Origin of the sequence: Nocardioides piscis, from assembly GCF_011300215.1 — a bacterium.
Classification (GTDB): domain Bacteria; phylum Actinomycetota; class Actinomycetes; order Propionibacteriales; family Nocardioidaceae; genus Nocardioides; species Nocardioides piscis.
The window spans coordinates 2,557,233-2,575,589 of sequence record NZ_CP049866.1 but is presented as its reverse complement, the minus strand read 5'-3'; the positions used below and the strand labels follow the sequence as shown (position 1 = coordinate 2,575,589).

The following is an 18,357-nucleotide window of genomic DNA, read 5'->3' as shown; positions in this document are numbered from 1 at the left end:
CATCGTCGAGGCCCCGTCGCAGGGACCCGGTCGCCGGTCCCGGTGAATGGAACCGGGCGCGTGCGACCGTCAACCCCCTGGGGGAGAGTGGGACCATGACCAGCACCGTGGACCCGCGACTCGCAGCCCAACAGATCGTGGCCGGGCTGACCGGCCCGGGAGGGCCTTTCGAGCTGGGTCGCGAGGAGGTCCTCGGCAGCCCCGTCGCCGTCTTCACCTCGCGCGCCCGCGCGCTGCACGAGCTCCTCGCGGAGTCCGTCCAGCACGGTGACCGCACCTACATCGCCACCGCCGATCGCCGGATCACCTTCGCCGAGCACGGCCGGCTCGTCGCCTCGCTCGCCGAGGAGCTGCGCTCGACCTACGGCATCAAGCCCGGTGACCGGGTCGCGATCGCGGCAGCCAACTCGCCCGAGTGGATCGCCGCCTTCTGGGCCACCGTCTCGATCGGCGCCATCTCGGTCGGCTTCAACGCCTGGTGGTCCCCCCGGGAGCTGGCCTACGGCCTCGAGCACGCGCAGCCCGCGCTCGTCGTGGCGGACGCCAAGCGGGCGGCTGCACTGCGCGACTCCGGCGTGCGCGTGCTCACCGTCGAGGACGACCTCCCACGCCTCGGGTCGCTGCACCCCGACGCGCCGCTGCCGCAGGCGGACGTTGCCGAGGACGACCCGGCGGTCATCCTCTACACCAGCGGCACGTCCGGTCGCCCCAAGGGCGCGACCCACAGCCACCGCAACCTGTGCTCGGTCGTGGAATACCACCGCCTCAACGACGCGATCCTCGCAGCCTTCGGCGACCCCACCGACCCACGCGACCGGTCCTACCTCCTGGCCCTTCCCCTTTTCCACATCGCCTCCCTCCACAACCTCGCGGTGCCGCGGCTGGCGACGGGCAGCAAGATCGCTCTCCACGAGGGCGCCTTCGACGTCGACCGCGTGATGCGTCTCGTCGAGGCGGAGCGGGTCACCAACTGGGGCGCGGTGCCGACCATGGCGAGCCGTCTCCTCGAGCACGACCTGTCGGCCTACGACACCTCGTCGCTGAGCGCCTTCGCCCTGGCGTCGGCCCCGTCCTCGGTCCAGTTCAAGGAGCGGCTGAGGTCCGGGCTGCCGTTCGCGTCCTCGCTGGTCGACAGCTATGGCCTGACCGAGTCGTGCACGGCGGTGGCCGTCGCCACCCCGATGGACCTCGCCGAGTCCCCCGGCACCCTGGGCCGTCCGATCATCGGCGTCGAGCTCGAGGTCCGCGACGCCGACGACCGGCTGGCCCCTGTCGGTGTGGAGGGCGAGATCTGCGTCCGTTCCGCCTTCAACATGCTGGGCTACTGGGGCGACGAGAAGGCCACCCGGGCCGCGTTCCGTGGCGACCGCTGGCTGCACACGGGCGACATCGGCACCCGCGACGAGCAGGGGCGGATCAGCCTCTCCAGCCGCCGCTCGGACCTGATCATCCGTGGCGGGGAGAACGTCTATCCCGCCGAGATCGAGGCCGTCCTCACCGAGCACCCCGACGTCGTGGAGTGCCTCGTGATGGGGATCGACCACCCCGACCTGGGTCAGGAGGTCGCCGTCGTCGTCGTCCCGGCCGAGGGCGCCGCCGGTGCAGCCGGCCTGGAGGACGAGCTGGCCTCGTATGCCGCCGCCGAGCTCGCCTACTACAAGGTCCCCACCCACTGGCGATTCAGCAGCCAGCCGCTGCCGCGCAACGCCACCGGCAAGGTGGTGCGGGCAGCAGTGAAACCCTGACCGACGGTCCGGGCCACCGGGGTCCGCGGGTCAGAAGTCGCCGAGCAACCGCTGGCAGGCCAGGCGCGTGTCGTCCTCGGCCTGCTCGGGCGTGATGTGGTGGTTGAGCGCCGAGATGAGGACGCCATACCAGGCCGCCTCGGCGATCCTGACCAGGCGGAGCTGCTGCTCGTCCGGCTCCTCGACCCCCATCGTCGAGAGGATGAGGTCGCCGAAGACGCTGGTCACGGCGCTGCCGGACTCAGCGACCGACGCGTTGTTGGACTGGAGCATCGCGTGCGCGAGCAGTGGCCGCGCGAGCAGCTCGCGACCGGCGCTCACCAGCAGGTCGGTCACGGCCTCGACCGGATCGCCGCCCTTGAGCGAGGCCGCGGTCCGGTCGGACAACCGGTCCACCTGCGCCCCCATGAGCGCGGTGAAGAGATGCGTCTTGGAGGGGAAGTAGCGATAGAGCGTCGCGATCGCGACGCCTGCGTCCTTGGCGACGTCATGCATCTGCATGCGCTCCAGGCCCTTGTCGGCGCCGTGCTTCGCGGCGGCGCGCAGGATCCGGCGATAGCGGTCCTTCTGCTCCGGAGAGCTCGGCTCCGCCGGCGGCCGGGCCTCGGCGATGCGTGGCACAGCTTCTCCCCTCGGTCAGGTGTGGAGCGATGATCTCCCGTCGCGTCGGGTTGGCGACGCCCAAGTTACCGGTCAGTGGGACGCGGCCCCGCAGCCCTGACCGGTGCGCGGTTCGGTGTGTCGGCACGCGCACGCGCGCCCGAGGAGGGACCTACATGCCCATGAGGTGGGACGAGGAGCACGACGTCGTCGTCGTGGGGAGCGGCGCTGCCGCCATGGCTGGTGCCTGGCAGGCCGCCCGCGGCGGTCTGTCGACCGTGGTGCTCGAGAAGACCGAGCTGCTCGGCGGGACGTCGGCCTATTCCGGGGCAGCCTGCTGGTTGCCCGGCAGCGACGTGCAACGGCGAGCCGGCAGTTCCGACTCGGTCGAGTCGGCCCGCGCCTACCTGCGAGCGCTGCTGGGCGAGCGCGACGCGGACAAGCGAGAAGCGTTCCTGGCGACCGCACCCGGACTCGTGGCGGCGCTCGAGGCCGACCCGGCCATCCAGTTCGTCTGGCGCGCGTTCCCCGACTACTTCGACCTCCCGGGGCGAGTGCCGCAGGGCCGCTCGTTCGTGCCGATCGACCTTCCCGCCGACGAGCTGGGCGACCTGGTCACGCTCGTCCGACCTGCCGTCGAACGAGACCGGCTCGGCAAGGGCCACCCCCGTGGTCCCCTGTCGGCGGGCCGCGCCCTGATCGGCCGGCTCCTCCTCGCCCTCGACCGGACCGGCCACGGGGCCGTGCGCACCGGCCACGCGGTCGAGGAGATCGTCACCGACGAGGCGGGTCGCGCCGTCGGCGTGGTCGCCATGACGGACCAGGGTCCGGCGAGGATCCGAGCCCGCCTCGGCGTGCTTCTCGCTGCCGGCGGCTTCGAGCGCAGCCACCAGATGCGCACCCAGCACGGCGTGCCCGGTGACTCGGCGTGGTCGATGGCCCCGTCCGGATCCAACACGGGCGGCGCGGCGCTGGCCGCGGTCGCAGTCGGTGCAGCCACAGACCTGATGGACCAGGCCTGGTGGGCACCCGGCGTCGCCACACCCGACGGCGGGGCCGCCTTCGCGGTCGGCTTCCGGGGTGCGGTGGTCGTCGACCAGGACGGACACCGGTATGCCAACGAGTCGCTCCCCTATGACCAGCTCGGCCGCCAGATGGCGGCGGACCCGGCCCGCCTCCCGTCCTACGCGATCTTCGACGCCCGGACCGCCGGTGAGTTCCCGGCCTTCGTCATCCCCGGCGTCCCCACCGCCGACCACCTGGCGGCCGGCACCTGGGTGCAGGCCGAGACGCTCGCCGAGCTCGCCGAGCTCGTGGGCCTGCCGGCCGCGCACCTGGAGGCGACGGTGCAGCGGTTCAACGCCTTCGCGCAGAACGGTCGCGACGAGGACTTCGGTCGCGGCGAGGACGAGTTCGACCGGCACTTCGCCGACCCCGTGCTCGTGCCGATCGACCAGCCGCCGTTCGTGGCCGCCCGACTGGTGCTGGCGGACCTCGGCACGAAGGGCGGGGTGGTCACGGACGTCGACAGCCGCGTCCTGCGGGCCGACGGCTCGCCCATCGCCGGCTTGTATGCCGCCGGCAACACCAGCGCCTCGTGGACCGGGTCCTGCTATCCCGGCCCCGGCATCCCGATCGGCAGCGGGATGGTCTTCGCCTCGCGGGCGATCACCCACCTCGCCGCCTCGCGCGACTGAGGACAGCTAGACGAGGTTGTCCTCGACCGGGAACCCGAACCGGCCGCGGCCATACATCGCGAGCGCACGCTCGACGTCGTTGGCCACGTGGACCGAGCCGGCGTGGGCGTCACGCCAGGCGCGCTCGATCGGGTTGCCGCGCCGCAGCGAGCTCCCTCCGGCGGTCTTGAACAGGGCGTCGATCGCCTCAAGCGCCCGTTCGGTCCCCCGCACCTGGTCGCGGCGCGTCCGCAGCCGCAGCTCCATGGGCAGCTCGCGACCAGCCTGTGCGTGGTCATAGAGCTCACAGATGTTGCGGTCCAGCTGGAGGACGGCCGCATCGATCTCGGACGCCGCACGCGCGACTGCGACCTGGGCGAACTGGTCCTCGGCGAACCGGCCCCCGCCCAGGCTGTCGCGGGTGCGGTCACGCATCGCGTCGACATAGGTGTCGAGACAGCCGGCGACCGCCCCCACGACCGGCGAGGTGACCGTGGTCGTGAAGACCGCGCCGAACGGCAACCGATAGAGCGGGCCGGTGTTGACCGCCTGCCCGGGACCGGTGAGACGGGCGTGCTCGGCGTTGCTCAGGACCCGGTGGGCAGGCACCGACACGTCCTCGACCACGACGTCGTTGCTGCCCGTGCCCCGGAGACCGACCGGGTCCCAGACGTCGACGACGGTGAAGTCGCGACGCGGGACGAGGACGGTCACGAACTCGGGCTTCGCCCTGGCGCCGGGCACCAGGGCCCCGAGCAGGGCCCAGTCGGCGTGGTCGCAACCGGAGGAGAAGCTCCACCGGCCGGTGAGGCGGTGCCGGTCGCCGTCCGCGCTCAGCCGGCCCATGGGGGCATATGACGATGACACCAGGTGGTCGGGCGAGTCGGCCCACACGTCGTCCTGCGCGGCCTCGTCGAACAACGCCACGTGCCACGGGTGGACACCCAGGATCGAGGCGACCCAGCCGGTCGAGCCGCACGCTCCCGAGAGTGCGCGGACCACCTCGTAGAACCGGACCGGGTGCGTCTCCAGCCCGCCGTAGCGCCGCGGCTGGAGCATGCGGAAGACACCGGCCTCGACGAGCTCCTTCATCGTCGTGTCGGGGACCGTCCGCTGCTCCTCGGCCTCGGCGGCGCGCGCCCGGATGCCGGGCAGCAGGTCTCTCACGCTCGTCAGCACGTCCATGTCAGGAGGATGCGTCCCTCGTCGCACCCCCTCCTCTGGTGCTTCCGGTCAGTGGGACCACGGCTGCTCGCGGGCCGTGGACGAGACGACACTCACGAGGAAGGACGGTCAGGCACACCACTACGGAGGACGACATGAGCGTGGCCCACGAAGACGAGGTTCGCCAGATCGAGGCGACGGCGGCCCCCACCCGGTTCGCCCGCGGTTGGCACTGCCTCGGCCTCGAGAAGGACTTCCGCGACGGCAAGCCCCACCAGGTGGTGGCCTTCGGGCAGAAGCTCGTGGTCTTCGCCGGCGCCGACGGCCAGGTCAACGTGCTCGATGCCTACTGCCGGCACATGGGAGGCGACCTGTCCCAGGGCACGGTCAAGGGCAACGAGATCGCGTGCCCGTTCCACGACTGGCGCTGGGGCGGCGACGGTCGCTGCAAGCAGATCCCCTATGCACGGCGGGTGCCCCTGCGGGCGCGGACCGCGGCGTGGCCGACCATGGTCCAGGACGGCCTCCTGTTCGTCTGGAACGACCCCGAGGGCAACCCCCCGCCCGAGGACGTGACGATCCCGCGGATCGAGGGCTACGGCGACCCCGGCTACACCGACTGGGTCTGGTACTCGCTGACGATCGAGGGCGCCAACTGCCGCGAGATCGTGGACAACATCGTCGACATGGCGCACTTCTTCTATGTGCACTACTCGTTCCCGACCTACTTCAAGAACGTCTTCGAGGGGCACGTCGCGACGCAGTTCATGAACGGTGTCGGGCGCGAGGACGTCCGGCCGCAGCGCGACGACTCCGGGGCGCCCGCGGTCAAGGGCAACTCCTCGGTGGCGTCCTACCACGGCCCGTCGTTCATGATCGACGACCTCGTCTACCACTACGAGGACACCGACATCCCCAGCGTGCTCATCAACTGCCACTACCCCATCGACGCCAACTCCTTCGTCCTGCAGTACGGAGTCATCGTCAAGAAGATGCCCGGTCTCGACGACGCCGAGGCCGAGGCGATGGCCCGCAAGATGGGCGACTTCATCAGGCTCGGCTTCGAGCAGGACGTCGCGATCTGGAAGAGCAAGGCACGCATCGACAACCCCCTGCTCTGCGAGGAGGACGGGCCGGTCTACCAGCTGCGTCGCTGGTACGAGCAGTTCTATGTCGACGTCGCCGACGTCACTCCCGAGATGGTCGAGCCGTTCGAGTTCGAGATCGACACCACCAGGCCCAACGAGGCCTGGCGTCGTGAGGTCGAGGACAACCTGGCCCGCCGGGCTGCGGCGGCCGAGGGACAGACGGCCCGATGACCGTTCGCCCCGACAACCGCCTGGCCGACGGGCCCATGCAGACCGTGGGCTGCGACACCTGCGGAGCCCGGGTCGAGGTCCGCAAGAGCAGCTGGGAGCAGACCAGCATCCAGTGGCACGCCGACGCGGTCGAGGCCTGTCTCGAGCGCCGGGCTGCCTCACCCCGCCCCGGCCCCAACGGAGCGACGTTCAGCGGGTGCCAGGCCCTGCGCCAGGCGATCAGCGCCGCCGCCGTCCGCGGGGAGCTCGGCATCCAGGACAGCGACCCGCTGCCGGTCAACCCGGAGGCACACGACCAGGACGAGGTGGCACGCACATGACCGACCTGCAGAAGTACGGCCCCTGGGCCGTCGTCGCGGGTGGCTCCGAGGGCGTCGGCGCGTCCTTCGCCCACCAGCTCGCGGAGGCGGGCTTCAACCTCGTGCTCTTGGCCCGCAAGGCGGGCCCGCTCGAGGAGACGGCCGCGGCTGCTCGGGGGCACGGCGTCGACGTACGCACGCTCGCCGTCGACCTGACCGAGCCGGACGCCCTGAAGCAGGTCCGGGAGGTCACCGACGACCTCGAGGTGGGCCTGCTCGTCTTCAACGCCGGCGCCAACACCTATGGGCACGAGTTCGTCACCGGCGACCTCGACGGGTTCCAGCGGGTGATCGACCTCAACATCCATGCCCAGCTCGCGCTGGTGCACCACTTCGGCGCCCCCATGCGGGAGCGCCGCCGCGGTGGCATCCTGCTCGTGGGGTCGCTGGCGGGCTTCATGGGCCAGGCCCAGATCAGCATCTATTCGGCCGTCAAGGCGTTCTGCCGGGTCTTCGCCGAGGGGCTCTGGCTGGAGATGCGCGAGCACGACGTCGACGTCGTCGAGTTCGTCCTGGGTGTCACCAGGACGCCTGCCATGGCCCGGGCCGGGCTCAACTTCGACATCCCCGGCCTCCACGTCTCCGAGCCCGACGACGTGGCCCGACAGGCGCTCGCCGCCCTCCGGGACGGTCCCGTGCAGGTCGCTGCCGGCAACGAGCGCGCGGTCGAGAAGCGCAGCGGCACCGACCGTTCGCGCCTGGTGCTCGGGGCCCACGAGGCGTCCCGCCGGATCCTGCCGCCTGCCTCGGAGCAGTCGGCATGAGCGACGAGCGCCTGTCCGCACTCGAGGCGCGCCTGCAGGTGCTCGAGGACGAGCGCGACATCGCCCGGCTGATCGCGGCCTACGGCCCGCTGGTCGACGCCGGGGCTGCTCAGGAGGTCGCCGCACTGTGGACCGACGACGGCGTCTATGACGTCGACGAGGTCTATCTCGAGGGCATCGAGTCGATCGCCAAGATGGTCGAGTCGTCGGCCCACCAGGCCTGGATCCGCGGCGGCTGCGCCCACGTGGTCGGCCCACCCCGCATCACCGTCGACGGCGACGAGGCAGTCGCCGTGTGCCACTCGCTGATGGTCGTGCACACCGAAGCCGGGTTCGTCGTCCGCCGCGCCACGGCCAACCACTGGCAGCTGCGGCGCACCGCCGCCGGCTGGCGCGCGACGATCCGCACCAACCGGATCCTGGACGGTCGCGACGAGTCTCCCGCTCTCCTCGCCAGTGGCGCTCGCGGACAGCGGCCGTGAGGCTGGCCGGGAAGGTCGCCGTCGTCACGGGCGCCGGTGACGGCATCGGCGCCGCGGTTGCGCGCGCCTTCGCCGCGGAGGGCGCCAAGGTGGTCGTCGCAGAGCTCTCGGAGGACGCCGGCCGGGCGGTCGCGACCGAGATCGGCGGGACGTTCGTCCGCACCGACGTCGGCAAGCGCGACCAGGTCGAGGCGATGGTCCGCGTCGCGGTCGAGACCTGGGGATCCGTGGACATCCTGGTCAACAACGCCTGGGGTGCCGGCAACATCGGCCGGGTCGAGCACAAGACCGACGAGATGGTCGACAACGCCCTCGCCGTCGGCTTCCGGGGACCGCTGTGGGCGATGCAGGCCGCCTTCCCTCACATGCTGCAGCGCGGCTGGGGTCGGGTGATCAACATGTGCAGCCTCAACGGCGTCAACGCGCACGTCGGGACGCTCGAATACAACGCCGCCAAGGAAGCGCTGCGCACGCTCACCCGCACGGCGGCCCGCGAGTGGGCGCCGACCGGTGTCGTCGTCAACGCCGTCTGCCCCGGCGCCAAGAGCGCCGCCTTCCGGCGGGTGGTCGGCGAGCACCCCGAGCTCGAGGAGCAGGCCGACCGCGGCAACCCGATGGGCAGGCTCGGAGACCCGCTCGACGACATCGCCCCCGTCGCCGTCTTCCTCGCCTCCGACGACTGCCGCTATCTCACAGGGAACACGCTCTTCGTCGACGGCGGCGCCCACATCAACGGCGTCGCCTGGCAGCCTGAGCTGCCATGACCGACGACCGCACCCTCATCGTCGAGCTGCTCGGAGGCTTCGCGAGCGCCACCGACGGCCGCGACTGGGACACGATCGCCTCGCTGCTGACCGACGACGTCGTGGCGTACGGCGCCCGCGGCCCGGCGGCCGTCGTGGCCCGGATGCAGGAGCACCTCGGCGGTGTCGGGCCGACCCAGCACCTGCTCGGCAACCACCGAGTCCGGGTCGACGGGGACCAGGCTCAGAGCCGGACCTACGGGCGCGTCCACCACGTCGGCGCCGGACCGATGGCGGGCTCGTTCTTCGAGTGCCTCGGCGACTACGACGACCACTGGCTCCGCACACCGACCGGCTGGCGCATCGCGCGCCGTCGCTTCGACATCCGGATCTCGCTCGGCGACATGGCCGTGCTCCGACCGGCGTGACACCGACAAGGATGGGTCCCGTGAGCGACGAGACGACCTTTGCCGCCCTGATCGCCGCGCGAGCAGACGACGAGCACGCGGCCCTGTGGTTCGAGGAGCGCTGCTGGACCTGGCGTGAGGTGGTCACCGAGGCCAGCCGTCGTGCCGCGATCATCGAGGCCGAGCTGGGTGACGGGCTGGGTGACGGGCTGGGCGACGGACCCGCGCAGGGCCCGCGCCACGTCGGCCTGGGCCTGGCCAACAGCGCCGAGCACCTCTTCTGGTGGCTGGGCGCCGCCGTGTGCGGTGCCGCTGTCGTGGGCATCAACCCCACGCGCCGCGGGGCCGAGCTCGCTCGCGACATCACCTTCACCGGCTGTCGGATGCTCGTCCTCGACGACTCCCTGGTCGACGTGCTCGCCGGGGTCGAGCACGACGTGCCCGAGCACCGCGTGCTGCACGTCGACACGTCGGCATACGCTGAGAGGCTGGCCCGCACCCATCCCGCTCCCCTGCCCGCGGAGCCGGTCGACCCGGCCGCGGTGCTGTCCCTGATCTTCACCAGCGGCACCACCTCGGCACCCAAGGCCGTCATCTGCACCCAGCGACGGATGGGCCGGATCGCCGAGCAGCAGGTCGAGCGGCGCGGGCTCACCGCCGACGACACGTTCTATGTCGTGATGCCGATGTTCCACTCCAACGCGATCATGGCCGGCATCGCGCCGGCAGTGTGCACGGGCGGCACGATCGTCCTGCGGTCCCGGTTCTCGGCCTCCGCCTGGCTGCCCGACGTCCGGCGCCATGGCGTCACCTTCTTCAACTACGTCGGCAAGCCGCTCAACTTCATCCTGGCCACGCCCGAGCGCCCGGACGACGCCGACAACCCCCTGCGGATCGCCTTCGGCAACGAGGCCGCGGAGCGCGACATCGCGGAGTTCGCTCGTCGCTTCGGGTGCACCGTCATCGACTCGTTCGGCTCCAGCGAGGGTGAGATCCGCATCCTGCGCACACCCGACACCCCGACCGGGTCGCTCGGGCGGGCGCCCGAGGGCACCGTCGTCGTCGACCCGGAGACGCTCGAGGAGTGCCCGCCGGCACGGTTCGACGCGGACGGCCGGCTGCTCAACGCCGAGGAAGCCACCGGCGAGATCGTCAACAAGACCGGCGCCGCTCTCTTCGAGGGCTACTGGGACAACCCGGAGGCGGACGCCGCACGGCTGCGGCACGGCTGGGTCTGGTCCGGCGACCTCGCCTATCGCGACGCCGAGGGCTTCTTCTACTTCGCCGGCCGCACCGGCGACTGGCTGCGTGTCGACGGCGAGAACATCGCGACCGCCCCCATCGAGCGGCTGCTCATGCGCTTCCCCGCCTTCGCCGGGGTCGCGGTCGTGGCGGTGCCCGACGACACGGCCGGCGACCAGGTGCTTGCCGTCGTCGAGCTGGTGGACGGTCGCGACCTCGAGCCGGGCTCCTTCGGCGACTTCCTCGCCGCGCAGCCAGACCTCGGCACCAAGTGGGCGCCGCGGTGGGTCAAGGTCGTCGACGCCCTCCCCCGCACCCCGAGCAACAAGATCGTGAAGCGGGCCGTGGACACGGCTGTCCACCCGCACGCGGGCCGGACCGTGCTCGCCCGCGAGGGCTCCTCCCTCAACTACGCACCGCTGCGTCCGGCACCCTGACGGCCGGCAGCAGCGCGGTGCGCCCATGGACGGCGAACTCCGCGTCCAGGGCTGCCCGGGACTCGTCGTCGAGCAGGCGGTAGCGCGCCGTTCGGCCGACCCGGACGTGGACGGGCTCGTGCGTCTGCCAGGCCTCGGCACGCAGCGGGGCCTTGTCGATCTTGTTGCTTCCGGTCAGCGGCACCTGCGCGGTGACCCGCACGAAGCGCGGCCACCACTTCGCCCCCATGTCCGGCTGGCTGGCGAGGAAGTCGCCGAACGCGTCCGCGTCGAAGGCGCTGCCCGGCGCCAGCTCCACCGCACACATGACCTGGTCGCCCGTGCGGGGGTCCGGCACCGCATAGACCGGCGCGGCCAGGATGCCGGGGAACCGTTGCAGCACCCGCTCGACAGGGGCGGCTGCGAAGTTCTCGGAGTCGACGCGCAGCCAGTCGGACGACCTGCCGGCGAAGTAGAAGAAGCCGGCCGCGTCGCGATAACCGAGGTCGCCTGACCAGAAGTCGTCGCCACGGATCCTGTCTGCCATCGCGTCGGGGTTCTTGTAGTAGCCCTCGAAGCTCGACGCCGCCCCCACCGCGACGATCTGGCCGACGGCGGCCTGGTCGACGAGGCGGCCGGATGCGTCGAAGTCGGCGCGCGGACACTCCAGACCCGTGGCTTCCGACAGGATCCGCACGTCGACATCGCCGGCCGGCAGGCCCAGCGAGCCGGAAGGCGTGTCAGGTGTGCGGCCGATCCGGAAGACGCCCTCGCTGAGGCCGTAGCCCTCGACCACCTCGCAGCCGAACCGCTCCGAGAAACGGGCGACATCGGCCTCGGACGCCTCGGTGCCGAAGGCCAGCTCGAGCGTCCCGTCGCGGTCGCGCGGGTCCTCGGGGCGGCTCAGGACGTAGGACAACGCTCGACCGACGTAGTTGACGAAGGTGACGCCGTAGCGGTGCACGTCCGGGGCGAAGCCGCTCGCGGAGAACTTGCGGGTCAGGGCCACGGTCGCGCCGACCCGCATCGCGGTGGCGAGGTTGAGCATCACCGCGTTGCCGTGGAAGAGCGGCATGCACAGATAGGCCACCGAGTCCGGGCGCATCCTGGTGCGCGCGACCAGCGCGTCACTGAGCCGTCCGAGGCGTCCCTGGCCGACGATCACCGCCTTGGGAGCCCCGGTGGACCCGGAGCTGAAGAGCAGCAGGGCGATGTCGTCGGGTGCGGGCAGGTCGTCGGGCAGGGGTGCGTCACGGTGCGGCGCGAGCAGGTCGGCGTACGACGCGTGGTCGATCTCGAGCACCCGGCCGGCCGGGACGCCGTGGCCGGTGCCCTCCAGCAGGTGGGCGAGGCGGGACTCGGTGACGACGAGGTCGACGTCGGCGTGCCGGACGTCCTGCGCGATCTCGGGGCCGCTGCGACTGGAGTTGATGCCGACGACGACCGCCCCGGCGAGGGCGCCGGCGCCGATCCAGAACACGAAGTCGGGCACGTTCTCCAGCAGCACGCCCACGTGCACCTGCCGCCCGTCGGGCTTCGGGACGAGGGCACTCAGGGCGGCGGCGCGGGTGGCACTCTCGCGCACCACCTCGTCCCAGGTCCACGACCGGTCCTCGAACAGCAGGGCCCGCCGGTCGTCACCCGCGCGGTCGCGCAGCACCTCGGCGAAGGTCAGGGAGTCGGGCATGGGTGGGAGGTCCTCTCGGTGGTGGCGGTCAGCCGAAGGTGACGTGGCCGCCGCGGATGGCGGGGCGTCCGCCGGCGTCGACCTCGAAGCGGGCACCGCGATCCTCGGTCCAGACGTCCGCGGCGAGGTCGTCACCGGGGAACACGGGGGCGGCGAACCGGCCCTCCAGGTGGGTCAGGTCAGCGGGGTGGGCGGCGACCTCGTCGGCGAGCGCGAGGGTGACGGCCGCCAGGCTGCACAGGCCGTGCAGGAAGGGTCGGGGCTGGCCGGCTGCGCGCGCTGCGGCCGGGTCGACGTGCATGTGGTGACGGTCGCCGAGCAACCGGTAGAGCGCAGCCTGGTTGGCACCGGTGGGGACCGTGAGCGTGGTGGTGGGTGCGGTCTCGGGAACCGCCGGGGCCGCCGGGCCACGCTCCCCGCCGAACCCGCCGCACCCCGGCGCGAAGATCGCCCACGTGGCTTCGAAGAAGTCGCTCTCGACCACGACGTCGAAGACCGCGGCCGAGCCCTTGTCCCAGACACGGTCGACGCGCGCGGCCATGGAGACCTTGCCGGATCGCGGCATCGGCGCCCGGACGTCGAGCCGTTGCGACCCGTGGACGGCCGTGCCCGGGTCGAAGGCACCAGCAGATCCCAGGGCGTCGGGTGCCCACTGGGCCAGGGTGAGGGCGAACGTCGGGAGCACCCGGAGCCGCTCCTCGAACACGAGGTCGAGACGGCCGGCCGGCGCTCCGACGGCGAGGGCGTAGAGGATCGCGTCGCGCTCGTCGTAGGCCACGGTGCGTTCGCCGAGGTCCCGGCCCTGCCAGGGGTGGGTCGTCGCCAGCTCGTTCATCGCGGCCGCGGCAGGTGCTTGTTGACGAAGATCCCGTCGGCGGAGACGCAGACCTCACCGGCGGCGGTGATCTCGCCGGTGGTGCGGATCTTGCGCCCGTCGACGGAGACCTGGCGCGCCGTGACGACCAGCTCCTCGAAGAGCGGGGTGGGCCGGTGGTAGCGCAGGGTGAGGGTGCCGGTCATGCCGGAGTCCCCGGCCCAGTGGTTGGCCACACCGAGGGTGTGGTCCAGCATCAGGGCCGAGATGCCGCCGTGCACGCACCCCGGTGGGCCCTGGTAGGGCAGGCCGAGGGTCACCCGTCCCTCGACGGAGCCGTCCTCGCGGCCGTCGAGGTGGAGTGGCGGGGCGACGGCGTTCTCGGGGCCGGTCACCGGGTCGTGCCGGGTGACTCCCTCGCCTCCCCACATGTCGACGAGGCGCTCCTCGCGGGTGGGCGCATGGCGCTCGAGGTGCTGCGCCACGGCGTCGAGCTGGGCGGCCACGGCGGCCATCTCGACGGGGCTCCGGTCGCCGGTGTGCAACAGCGCGCCGACCACGCGCCGGGCTGCTGCGACGGCGGCGTCCACCCCCTCGTTGTTGGGGACCGCGGTCAGCTGGCTGGGACGGGCTGTCTCGGTCACGGGGACACCTCTGCTGTGGCATGGGTCAGGACGGGGGCGCCGCCGCGCTCGGGGCAGGCGGACGCCAGCACCAGACCGTCATCTGTTCGCCACACCGAGGTGACGAGCGTCTGGCCGGGAAAGATCGACCCGGCGAACCGGACGTCCAGGCTGCGCAGGCGCGCCGCGTCCCCGTCGAGCAGACCGTCGACCAGCGCCTTCGCGACCAGGCCGTAGGACGCGAGGCCGTGGAGGATCGGCCGGTCGAAGCCTGCCGCACCAGCGAAGTCCGGGTCGGCGTGCAGCGGGTTGAGGTCGCCGTTCAGGCGGTAGAGCAGCGCCTGGCCCGGATCGGTGCGGGTCTCGAGGACGTGGTCGGGATCGCGTCCCGGCTGTCCGTGCGGAGCGTCCGGTCCGGGCTCGCCTCCGAAGCCTCCTTCGCCACGGATCCAGATCTGCATCTGCGTGGTCCAGAGGAGCTCGTCGTACGGCGATCGCGCGCTGTTCTCCAGGACGACCACCGCGGCCTTGCCCTTGTCCCACACGTTCGTGGTCCGCGTCGTCACGGTCGCCGAACCTTCTGGCGGCAGCGCCCGGTGCACGGTCAGCGACTGACCACCGTGCAGCACCCGCCGTAGGTCGACGTCGACGCCCGGCAGGTCCATGCCCACCGGGGGCAGGTCGCCGGCCGACGGGCCCTGCCCTGCCACCATCGCGAAGGTGGGGAGCACCTGCAGGTCACGCTCGAAGGTCCACCGGAGCTCGGGGTCGGTGTGGGCGTCGCGGCCGGCGCCCAGGGAGAGGTGGTAGAGCAGGACGTCGCGGCGTGACCAGGCGATGTCCCGCGTGACCGGCTCGGCGCCGAGCGCCTTGTCGAGGTCGATCGGCACGTCAGCCCTCCTGGGGACCGCGGGTGGCGGTCGAGGTGGGTTCGGGGTCACGGGGCAGACCCAGGATGCGCTCGCCGATGATGTTGAGCTGGACGTCGGTGGTGCCGCCCGCGATGGACAGGTTGCGGCTGTTGAGGAACCACCAGGTGGCGCTGCCGCGCTCCGGGGCGTCGTGGAGGACCTCGCTGCCCTGCCACTCCATGGCGGTCTCCCACAGCTCTTGGGTGTGGGCGACACCGATCAGCTTGGCCACGCTCGACTCCGCGCCCGGCTGGGAGCCGCTGACCGAGCGGATCGCGCTGCGGAGGCCGAACAGGGCGCCGGACTGGGCGTCGCAGAGGATCTTGCCGAGCAGGGTGCGCCGTTGGGCGTCGGCGGTGCCCGCGCTTCGCGCGGCCGCGAGGAGCGTCTCTCCCCCGGCTCCCAGGGACGATGAGTGCGACAGCGAGACCCGCTCGTTGGCGAGCGTGGTGCGCGCGAGTCGCCAGCCGTCACCGGGTGCGCCGACCAGCATGTCGTCGGGGACGAACACGTCGTCGAGGAAGACCTCGTTGAAGAGCGCCTCGCCGGTCAGCTCGCGGAGCGGTCGGACGTCGAGACCGGGGCTGGTCATGTCCAGCAGGAAGTAGGACAGTCCGCGGTGCTTGGGGGCGTCCGGGTCGGTGCGGGCCAGCAGGATGCCGAAGTCCGCCTCGCGCGCGCCGGAGGTCCAGACCTTCTGGCCGTTGACCCGCCAGCCACCGTCGACCTTGTCCGCCCGGGTGCGCAGGGCAGCCAGGTCGGACCCGGCGCCCGGCTCGCTGAAGAGCTGGCACCACACGACGTCCCCCGGAGGCTGGGTGGCACGAACCGCTCGGTCTGCCCTGCGTTACCGTGCTCGACCAGCGTGGGGACCACCCAGTTGCCGATCACCATGTCGTGAGGCGCGAGGTCAGCGGCGCGCAGCTCCTCCGCGATGACGAGCTGGGTGACCGCATCGGCGCCCTTGCCCCACGGCGCGGGCAGGTGCGGCGCCGTGTAGCCGCGCTCAGCGAGGTGCCGCGCCTGCTCCGCGGGCTCCATGCCCTGGGCCTCCGCGAGCTCGGCGCGGACCTCGGCTCGCACCTCGTCGGCCTCTGGTGGCAGGTCGAGGCCCAGCTCCCGGCGGACGCCGGCCAGGGTCAGGTCGGCGACCCGCTGCTGCCAGCCCGTCGTCGAGCCGAGCAGCAGGCGCAGGCTCTGGGCACGCCGCAGGTAGAGGCTCGCGTCGTGCTCCCAGGTGAAGCCGATGCCTCCCAGGGTGTTGATGCAGTCCTTGGCCGTGCGGAACGCGGCCTCGACGCTGACGGCACCGGCGACCGCCGCTGCGAGCGAGGCCTCACGCGGGTCCTCGACTGCGTCCGCGACCTGCGCGCGCGCGGCGTCCCAGGCGCAGACACGCGCCTGCTCGGAGACGGCGAGCATCCACGCCGTGCGGTGCTTGACGCCCTGGAACTGGCCGATGGGCCGGCCGAACTGCTCGCGCACCCGCGCATATTCGGCTGCGGTCCAGGTCGCCCAGTCAGCGAGGCCGGAGGCCTCGGCGGCGAAGAGGGTCGCGGCCAGGTCGAGCGGAAGCTGGGCGTCGATGTCGAGTATGTCGACGCTGCTGACCACCCCGTCGAGCCTGACCTTGCCGAGGCGGCGGGTCAGGTCGTGGCTCGCCCTGTCCCCGTCGCCCTCGACCGCGTCGCGGCCGACCACGACCCAGGCCGTGCCTCCCTCCACGCTGACCGGAAGCACGAAGAGCGCGGCGACCTGGCCGCCAAGGGCCGGAGCGGACTCACCCTCGACGCGCAGGTGACCTTCGGCGTCGCGGGTCCCGGTCAGGGTCCCGGGCTCCAACGCCACGGCCGCCGGGAGACTGCCGTCCGCGAGCCCTGCCAGGTGTTCGACATGCCCGGCCCGGCCCAGGACGGCGCTGGCCAGGACGGTGGGCAGGAACGGTCCCGGCGTCATGGCACGGCCCAGCTCCTCGAGCACCACGGCGGTCTCGACGAGGGTGGCGTCGGCGCCGCCATACGTCCCCGGAAGGTGCAGCGACAGCAGCCCCTCAGCGGCGAGGACCGGCCAGAAGGGAGGCAGCTGCTCGGTCTTCGCCTCGACGGCGTCGCGGACGACGGTCTCGGTGACGTGGCGGCGGACGAACGAGCGCACCGCGTCGCGGAGGTCTCGCTGCTCCTCGGTGAGACCGAGGGTGCCGGAGCTGGTGGGGAGGGCCATGCTCAGATCCGCTCGATGATCGTGGCGGTCGAGTGGGCGCCGCCGGCGCACATGGTCACCAGCGCCGTCGAGGCGTCGCGACGCTCGAGCTCGTGCAGCGCCTGCGTGACGAGCCGGGCGCCGGTGGAGCCGACCGCGTGGCCCAGCGCGATCGCGCCGCCGTTGACGTTGACCTTGTCCATGTCGGCGTCGTGGACCTGGGCCCAGGACAGGACCACGGAGGCGAAGGCCTCGTTGATCTCCACCAGGTCGATGTCGCCGAGCTTCATCCCGGCCCGCTCCAGGACGTGTGACGTCGCCTGGACCGGTCCGTCGAGGTGGTAGTAGGGCTCGCTGCCGACCATCCCGGAGGCGATGATCCGTGCCCGCGGGCGCAGTCCCTCGGCCTCCGCACGCTCGCGGCTCATGAGCAGCACGGCAGCGGCGCCGTCGCTGATCTGCGAAGAGTTGCCGGCCGTGTGGATGCCGTCGGGGACCACGGGTCGCAGACCGGCCAACGCCTCGATGCTGGTCGAGCGCAGGCCCTGGTCACGAGTGACGACCACGGTCTCGCCCGTGGGACCGTCCTGCCCGAGCACGGGCGCGGTGACCGGCACGACCTGGCTGTCGAAGCGTCCCTCGTCCCAGGCCCGCGCGGCCTTCTCCTGCGAGGCGACACCGAGGGCGTCGACGTGCTCGCGGGTGATGCCGCGCCGCTGCGCGATGCGCTCGGCGGCAGTGAACTGGTCGGGAAGGTCGAGCGTCCAGCTGTCCGGCGTGGGGAGGCCGGTGCCGGGGGCGACCGCTGCGCCGAGGAACACCCGGCTCATGGCCTCGACCCCGCAGCCGATGCCCGCGTCGATGGTTCCCGCGGCGATCAGGCCCGCGACCAGGTGGATCGCCTGCTGGGAGGACCCGCAGGCGCAGTCGACGGTGGTGCAGGCGGTCGCGTAGGGCAGGCCGGCATGGAGCCAGGCGTTGCGGGTGACGTTGTTGGACTGCTCCCCTGCCTGGGTCACACAGCCGCCGATGACCTGACCGACGCTCGCCGGATCGAGCCCTGCCCGTTCGAGCAGCTCGGCCTGCGCGAGTCCGAGCAGCTCGGTGGGGTGCAGGCCGGCGAGGGCGCCGTTGCGACGACCCACCGGGGTCCGGACGGCTTCGACGATGACGGCCTCGGGCATGCGATCTCCTCTAGTGGTGCTT

Annotated in this window: 17 protein-coding genes and 1 pseudogene; 9 read left to right on the top strand and 9 right to left on the bottom strand. The window is 72.2% G+C overall.

Going from position 1 to position 18,357, the window contains the following annotated elements; translation table 11 throughout:
* Positions 1-95: 95 nt before the first annotated feature.
* Complete coding sequence (gene casG / locus G7071_RS12665) at positions 96-1,745, top strand: steroid-24-oyl-CoA synthetase (RefSeq protein ID WP_166319330.1); 1,650 nt, start codon at positions 96-98, stop codon at positions 1,743-1,745.
* A gap of 30 nt (positions 1,746-1,775) precedes the next feature.
* Here the strand turns inward: casG and G7071_RS12660 are convergent, their stop codons facing one another.
* The gene (locus tag G7071_RS12660) at positions 1,776-2,366 is read right to left on the bottom strand and encodes a TetR/AcrR family transcriptional regulator (protein WP_166319328.1); all 591 of its coding nucleotides are present in this window, start codon (positions 2,364-2,366) and stop codon (positions 1,776-1,778) included.
* Positions 2,367-2,527: 161 nt separating this feature from the next.
* On the opposite strand from G7071_RS12660, the gene G7071_RS12655 reads away from it, so the two are divergent.
* Positions 2,528-4,042 carry an FAD-binding protein gene (locus tag G7071_RS12655; protein WP_166319326.1) on the top strand — a complete coding sequence of 505 codons (1,515 nt, stop codon included), beginning with the start codon at positions 2,528-2,530 and terminating at the stop codon, positions 4,040-4,042.
* A 6-nt stretch (positions 4,043-4,048) separates the two neighbouring features.
* On the opposite strand, the gene hsaA is transcribed toward G7071_RS12655, so the two are convergent.
* Positions 4,049-5,206: a 3-hydroxy-9,10-secoandrosta-1,3,5(10)-triene-9,17-dione monooxygenase oxygenase subunit gene (hsaA, locus tag G7071_RS12650; RefSeq protein WP_166319324.1), complete on the bottom strand. Its 1,158-nt coding sequence runs from the start codon at positions 5,204-5,206 to the stop codon at positions 4,049-4,051.
* A 134-nt stretch (positions 5,207-5,340) separates the two neighbouring features.
* On the opposite strand from hsaA, the gene G7071_RS12645 reads away from it, so the two are divergent.
* Genes G7071_RS12645 through G7071_RS12615 form a run of 7 tightly spaced genes read left to right on the top strand, consistent with a single transcriptional unit; the run spans position 5,341 to position 10,938 of the window.
* Positions 5,341-6,504: a 3-ketosteroid-9-alpha-monooxygenase, oxygenase component gene (locus tag G7071_RS12645; RefSeq protein ID WP_166319322.1), complete on the top strand. Its 1,164-nt coding sequence runs from the start codon at positions 5,341-5,343 to the stop codon at positions 6,502-6,504.
* On the top strand, positions 6,501-6,824 hold the full coding sequence (locus G7071_RS12640; protein ID WP_166319320.1) for a ferredoxin: 324 nt from the start codon (positions 6,501-6,503) through the stop codon (positions 6,822-6,824). Before G7071_RS12645 ends, G7071_RS12640 begins: the two co-directional genes overlap by 4 nt.
* Positions 6,821-7,627, top strand: a complete 807-nt coding sequence (locus G7071_RS12635; protein ID WP_166319318.1) for an SDR family NAD(P)-dependent oxidoreductase — start codon at positions 6,821-6,823, stop codon at positions 7,625-7,627. The genes G7071_RS12640 and G7071_RS12635 overlap by 4 nt, the downstream gene beginning before the upstream one ends.
* Complete coding sequence (locus tag G7071_RS12630; protein WP_166319316.1) at positions 7,624-8,109, top strand: nuclear transport factor 2 family protein; 486 nt, start codon at positions 7,624-7,626, stop codon at positions 8,107-8,109. The genes G7071_RS12635 and G7071_RS12630 overlap by 4 nt, the downstream gene beginning before the upstream one ends.
* The gene (locus G7071_RS12625; RefSeq protein ID WP_166319314.1) at positions 8,106-8,873 is read left to right on the top strand and encodes an SDR family NAD(P)-dependent oxidoreductase; all 768 of its coding nucleotides are present in this window, start codon (positions 8,106-8,108) and stop codon (positions 8,871-8,873) included. The genes G7071_RS12630 and G7071_RS12625 overlap by 4 nt, the downstream gene beginning before the upstream one ends.
* Positions 8,870-9,280 (top strand): nuclear transport factor 2 family protein, encoded by a 411-nt coding sequence (locus tag G7071_RS12620; protein WP_166319312.1) that lies wholly within the window; start codon positions 8,870-8,872, stop codon positions 9,278-9,280. Before G7071_RS12625 ends, G7071_RS12620 begins: the two co-directional genes overlap by 4 nt.
* 20 nt (positions 9,281-9,300) lie before the next feature.
* The gene (locus G7071_RS12615) at positions 9,301-10,938 is read left to right on the top strand and encodes an AMP-binding protein (RefSeq protein ID WP_206062791.1); all 1,638 of its coding nucleotides are present in this window, start codon (positions 9,301-9,303) and stop codon (positions 10,936-10,938) included.
* On the opposite strand, the gene G7071_RS12610 is transcribed toward G7071_RS12615, so the two are convergent.
* The 7 genes and pseudogenes from G7071_RS12610 to G7071_RS12585 form a co-directional block, all read right to left on the bottom strand.
* Positions 10,907-12,604, bottom strand: coding sequence for an AMP-binding protein (locus G7071_RS12610; protein WP_166319308.1), 1,698 nt, complete (start codon positions 12,602-12,604; stop codon positions 10,907-10,909). The genes G7071_RS12615 and G7071_RS12610 overlap by 32 nt on opposite strands.
* Positions 12,605-12,632: 28 nt before the next feature.
* Complete coding sequence (locus G7071_RS12605) at positions 12,633-13,439, bottom strand: MaoC/PaaZ C-terminal domain-containing protein (RefSeq protein WP_166319306.1); 807 nt, start codon at positions 13,437-13,439, stop codon at positions 12,633-12,635.
* On the bottom strand, positions 13,436-14,062 hold the full coding sequence (locus G7071_RS12600; RefSeq protein ID WP_166319304.1) for a PaaI family thioesterase: 627 nt from the start codon (positions 14,060-14,062) through the stop codon (positions 13,436-13,438). The genes G7071_RS12605 and G7071_RS12600 overlap by 4 nt, the downstream gene beginning before the upstream one ends.
* Positions 14,059-14,931 (bottom strand): MaoC/PaaZ C-terminal domain-containing protein, encoded by an 873-nt coding sequence (locus G7071_RS12595; protein WP_166319302.1) that lies wholly within the window; start codon positions 14,929-14,931, stop codon positions 14,059-14,061. Before G7071_RS12595 ends, G7071_RS12600 begins: the two co-directional genes overlap by 4 nt.
* Before the next feature lies 1 nt (position 14,932).
* Positions 14,933-15,751 (bottom strand): acyl-CoA dehydrogenase family protein, encoded by an 819-nt coding sequence (locus G7071_RS18830; protein WP_215727623.1) that lies wholly within the window; start codon positions 15,749-15,751, stop codon positions 14,933-14,935.
* 65 nt (positions 15,752-15,816) lie between these two features.
* Positions 15,817-17,172: pseudogene (locus G7071_RS19325) on the bottom strand (acyl-CoA dehydrogenase family protein); the annotation flags it as partial.
* Positions 17,173-17,174: 2 nt separating this feature from the next.
* A complete protein-coding gene (locus tag G7071_RS12585) occupies positions 17,175-18,335 on the bottom strand; it encodes a steroid 3-ketoacyl-CoA thiolase (protein WP_166319301.1) in 1,161 nt (386 codons plus the stop codon).
* Between the last annotated feature and the right edge of the window lie 22 nt (positions 18,336-18,357).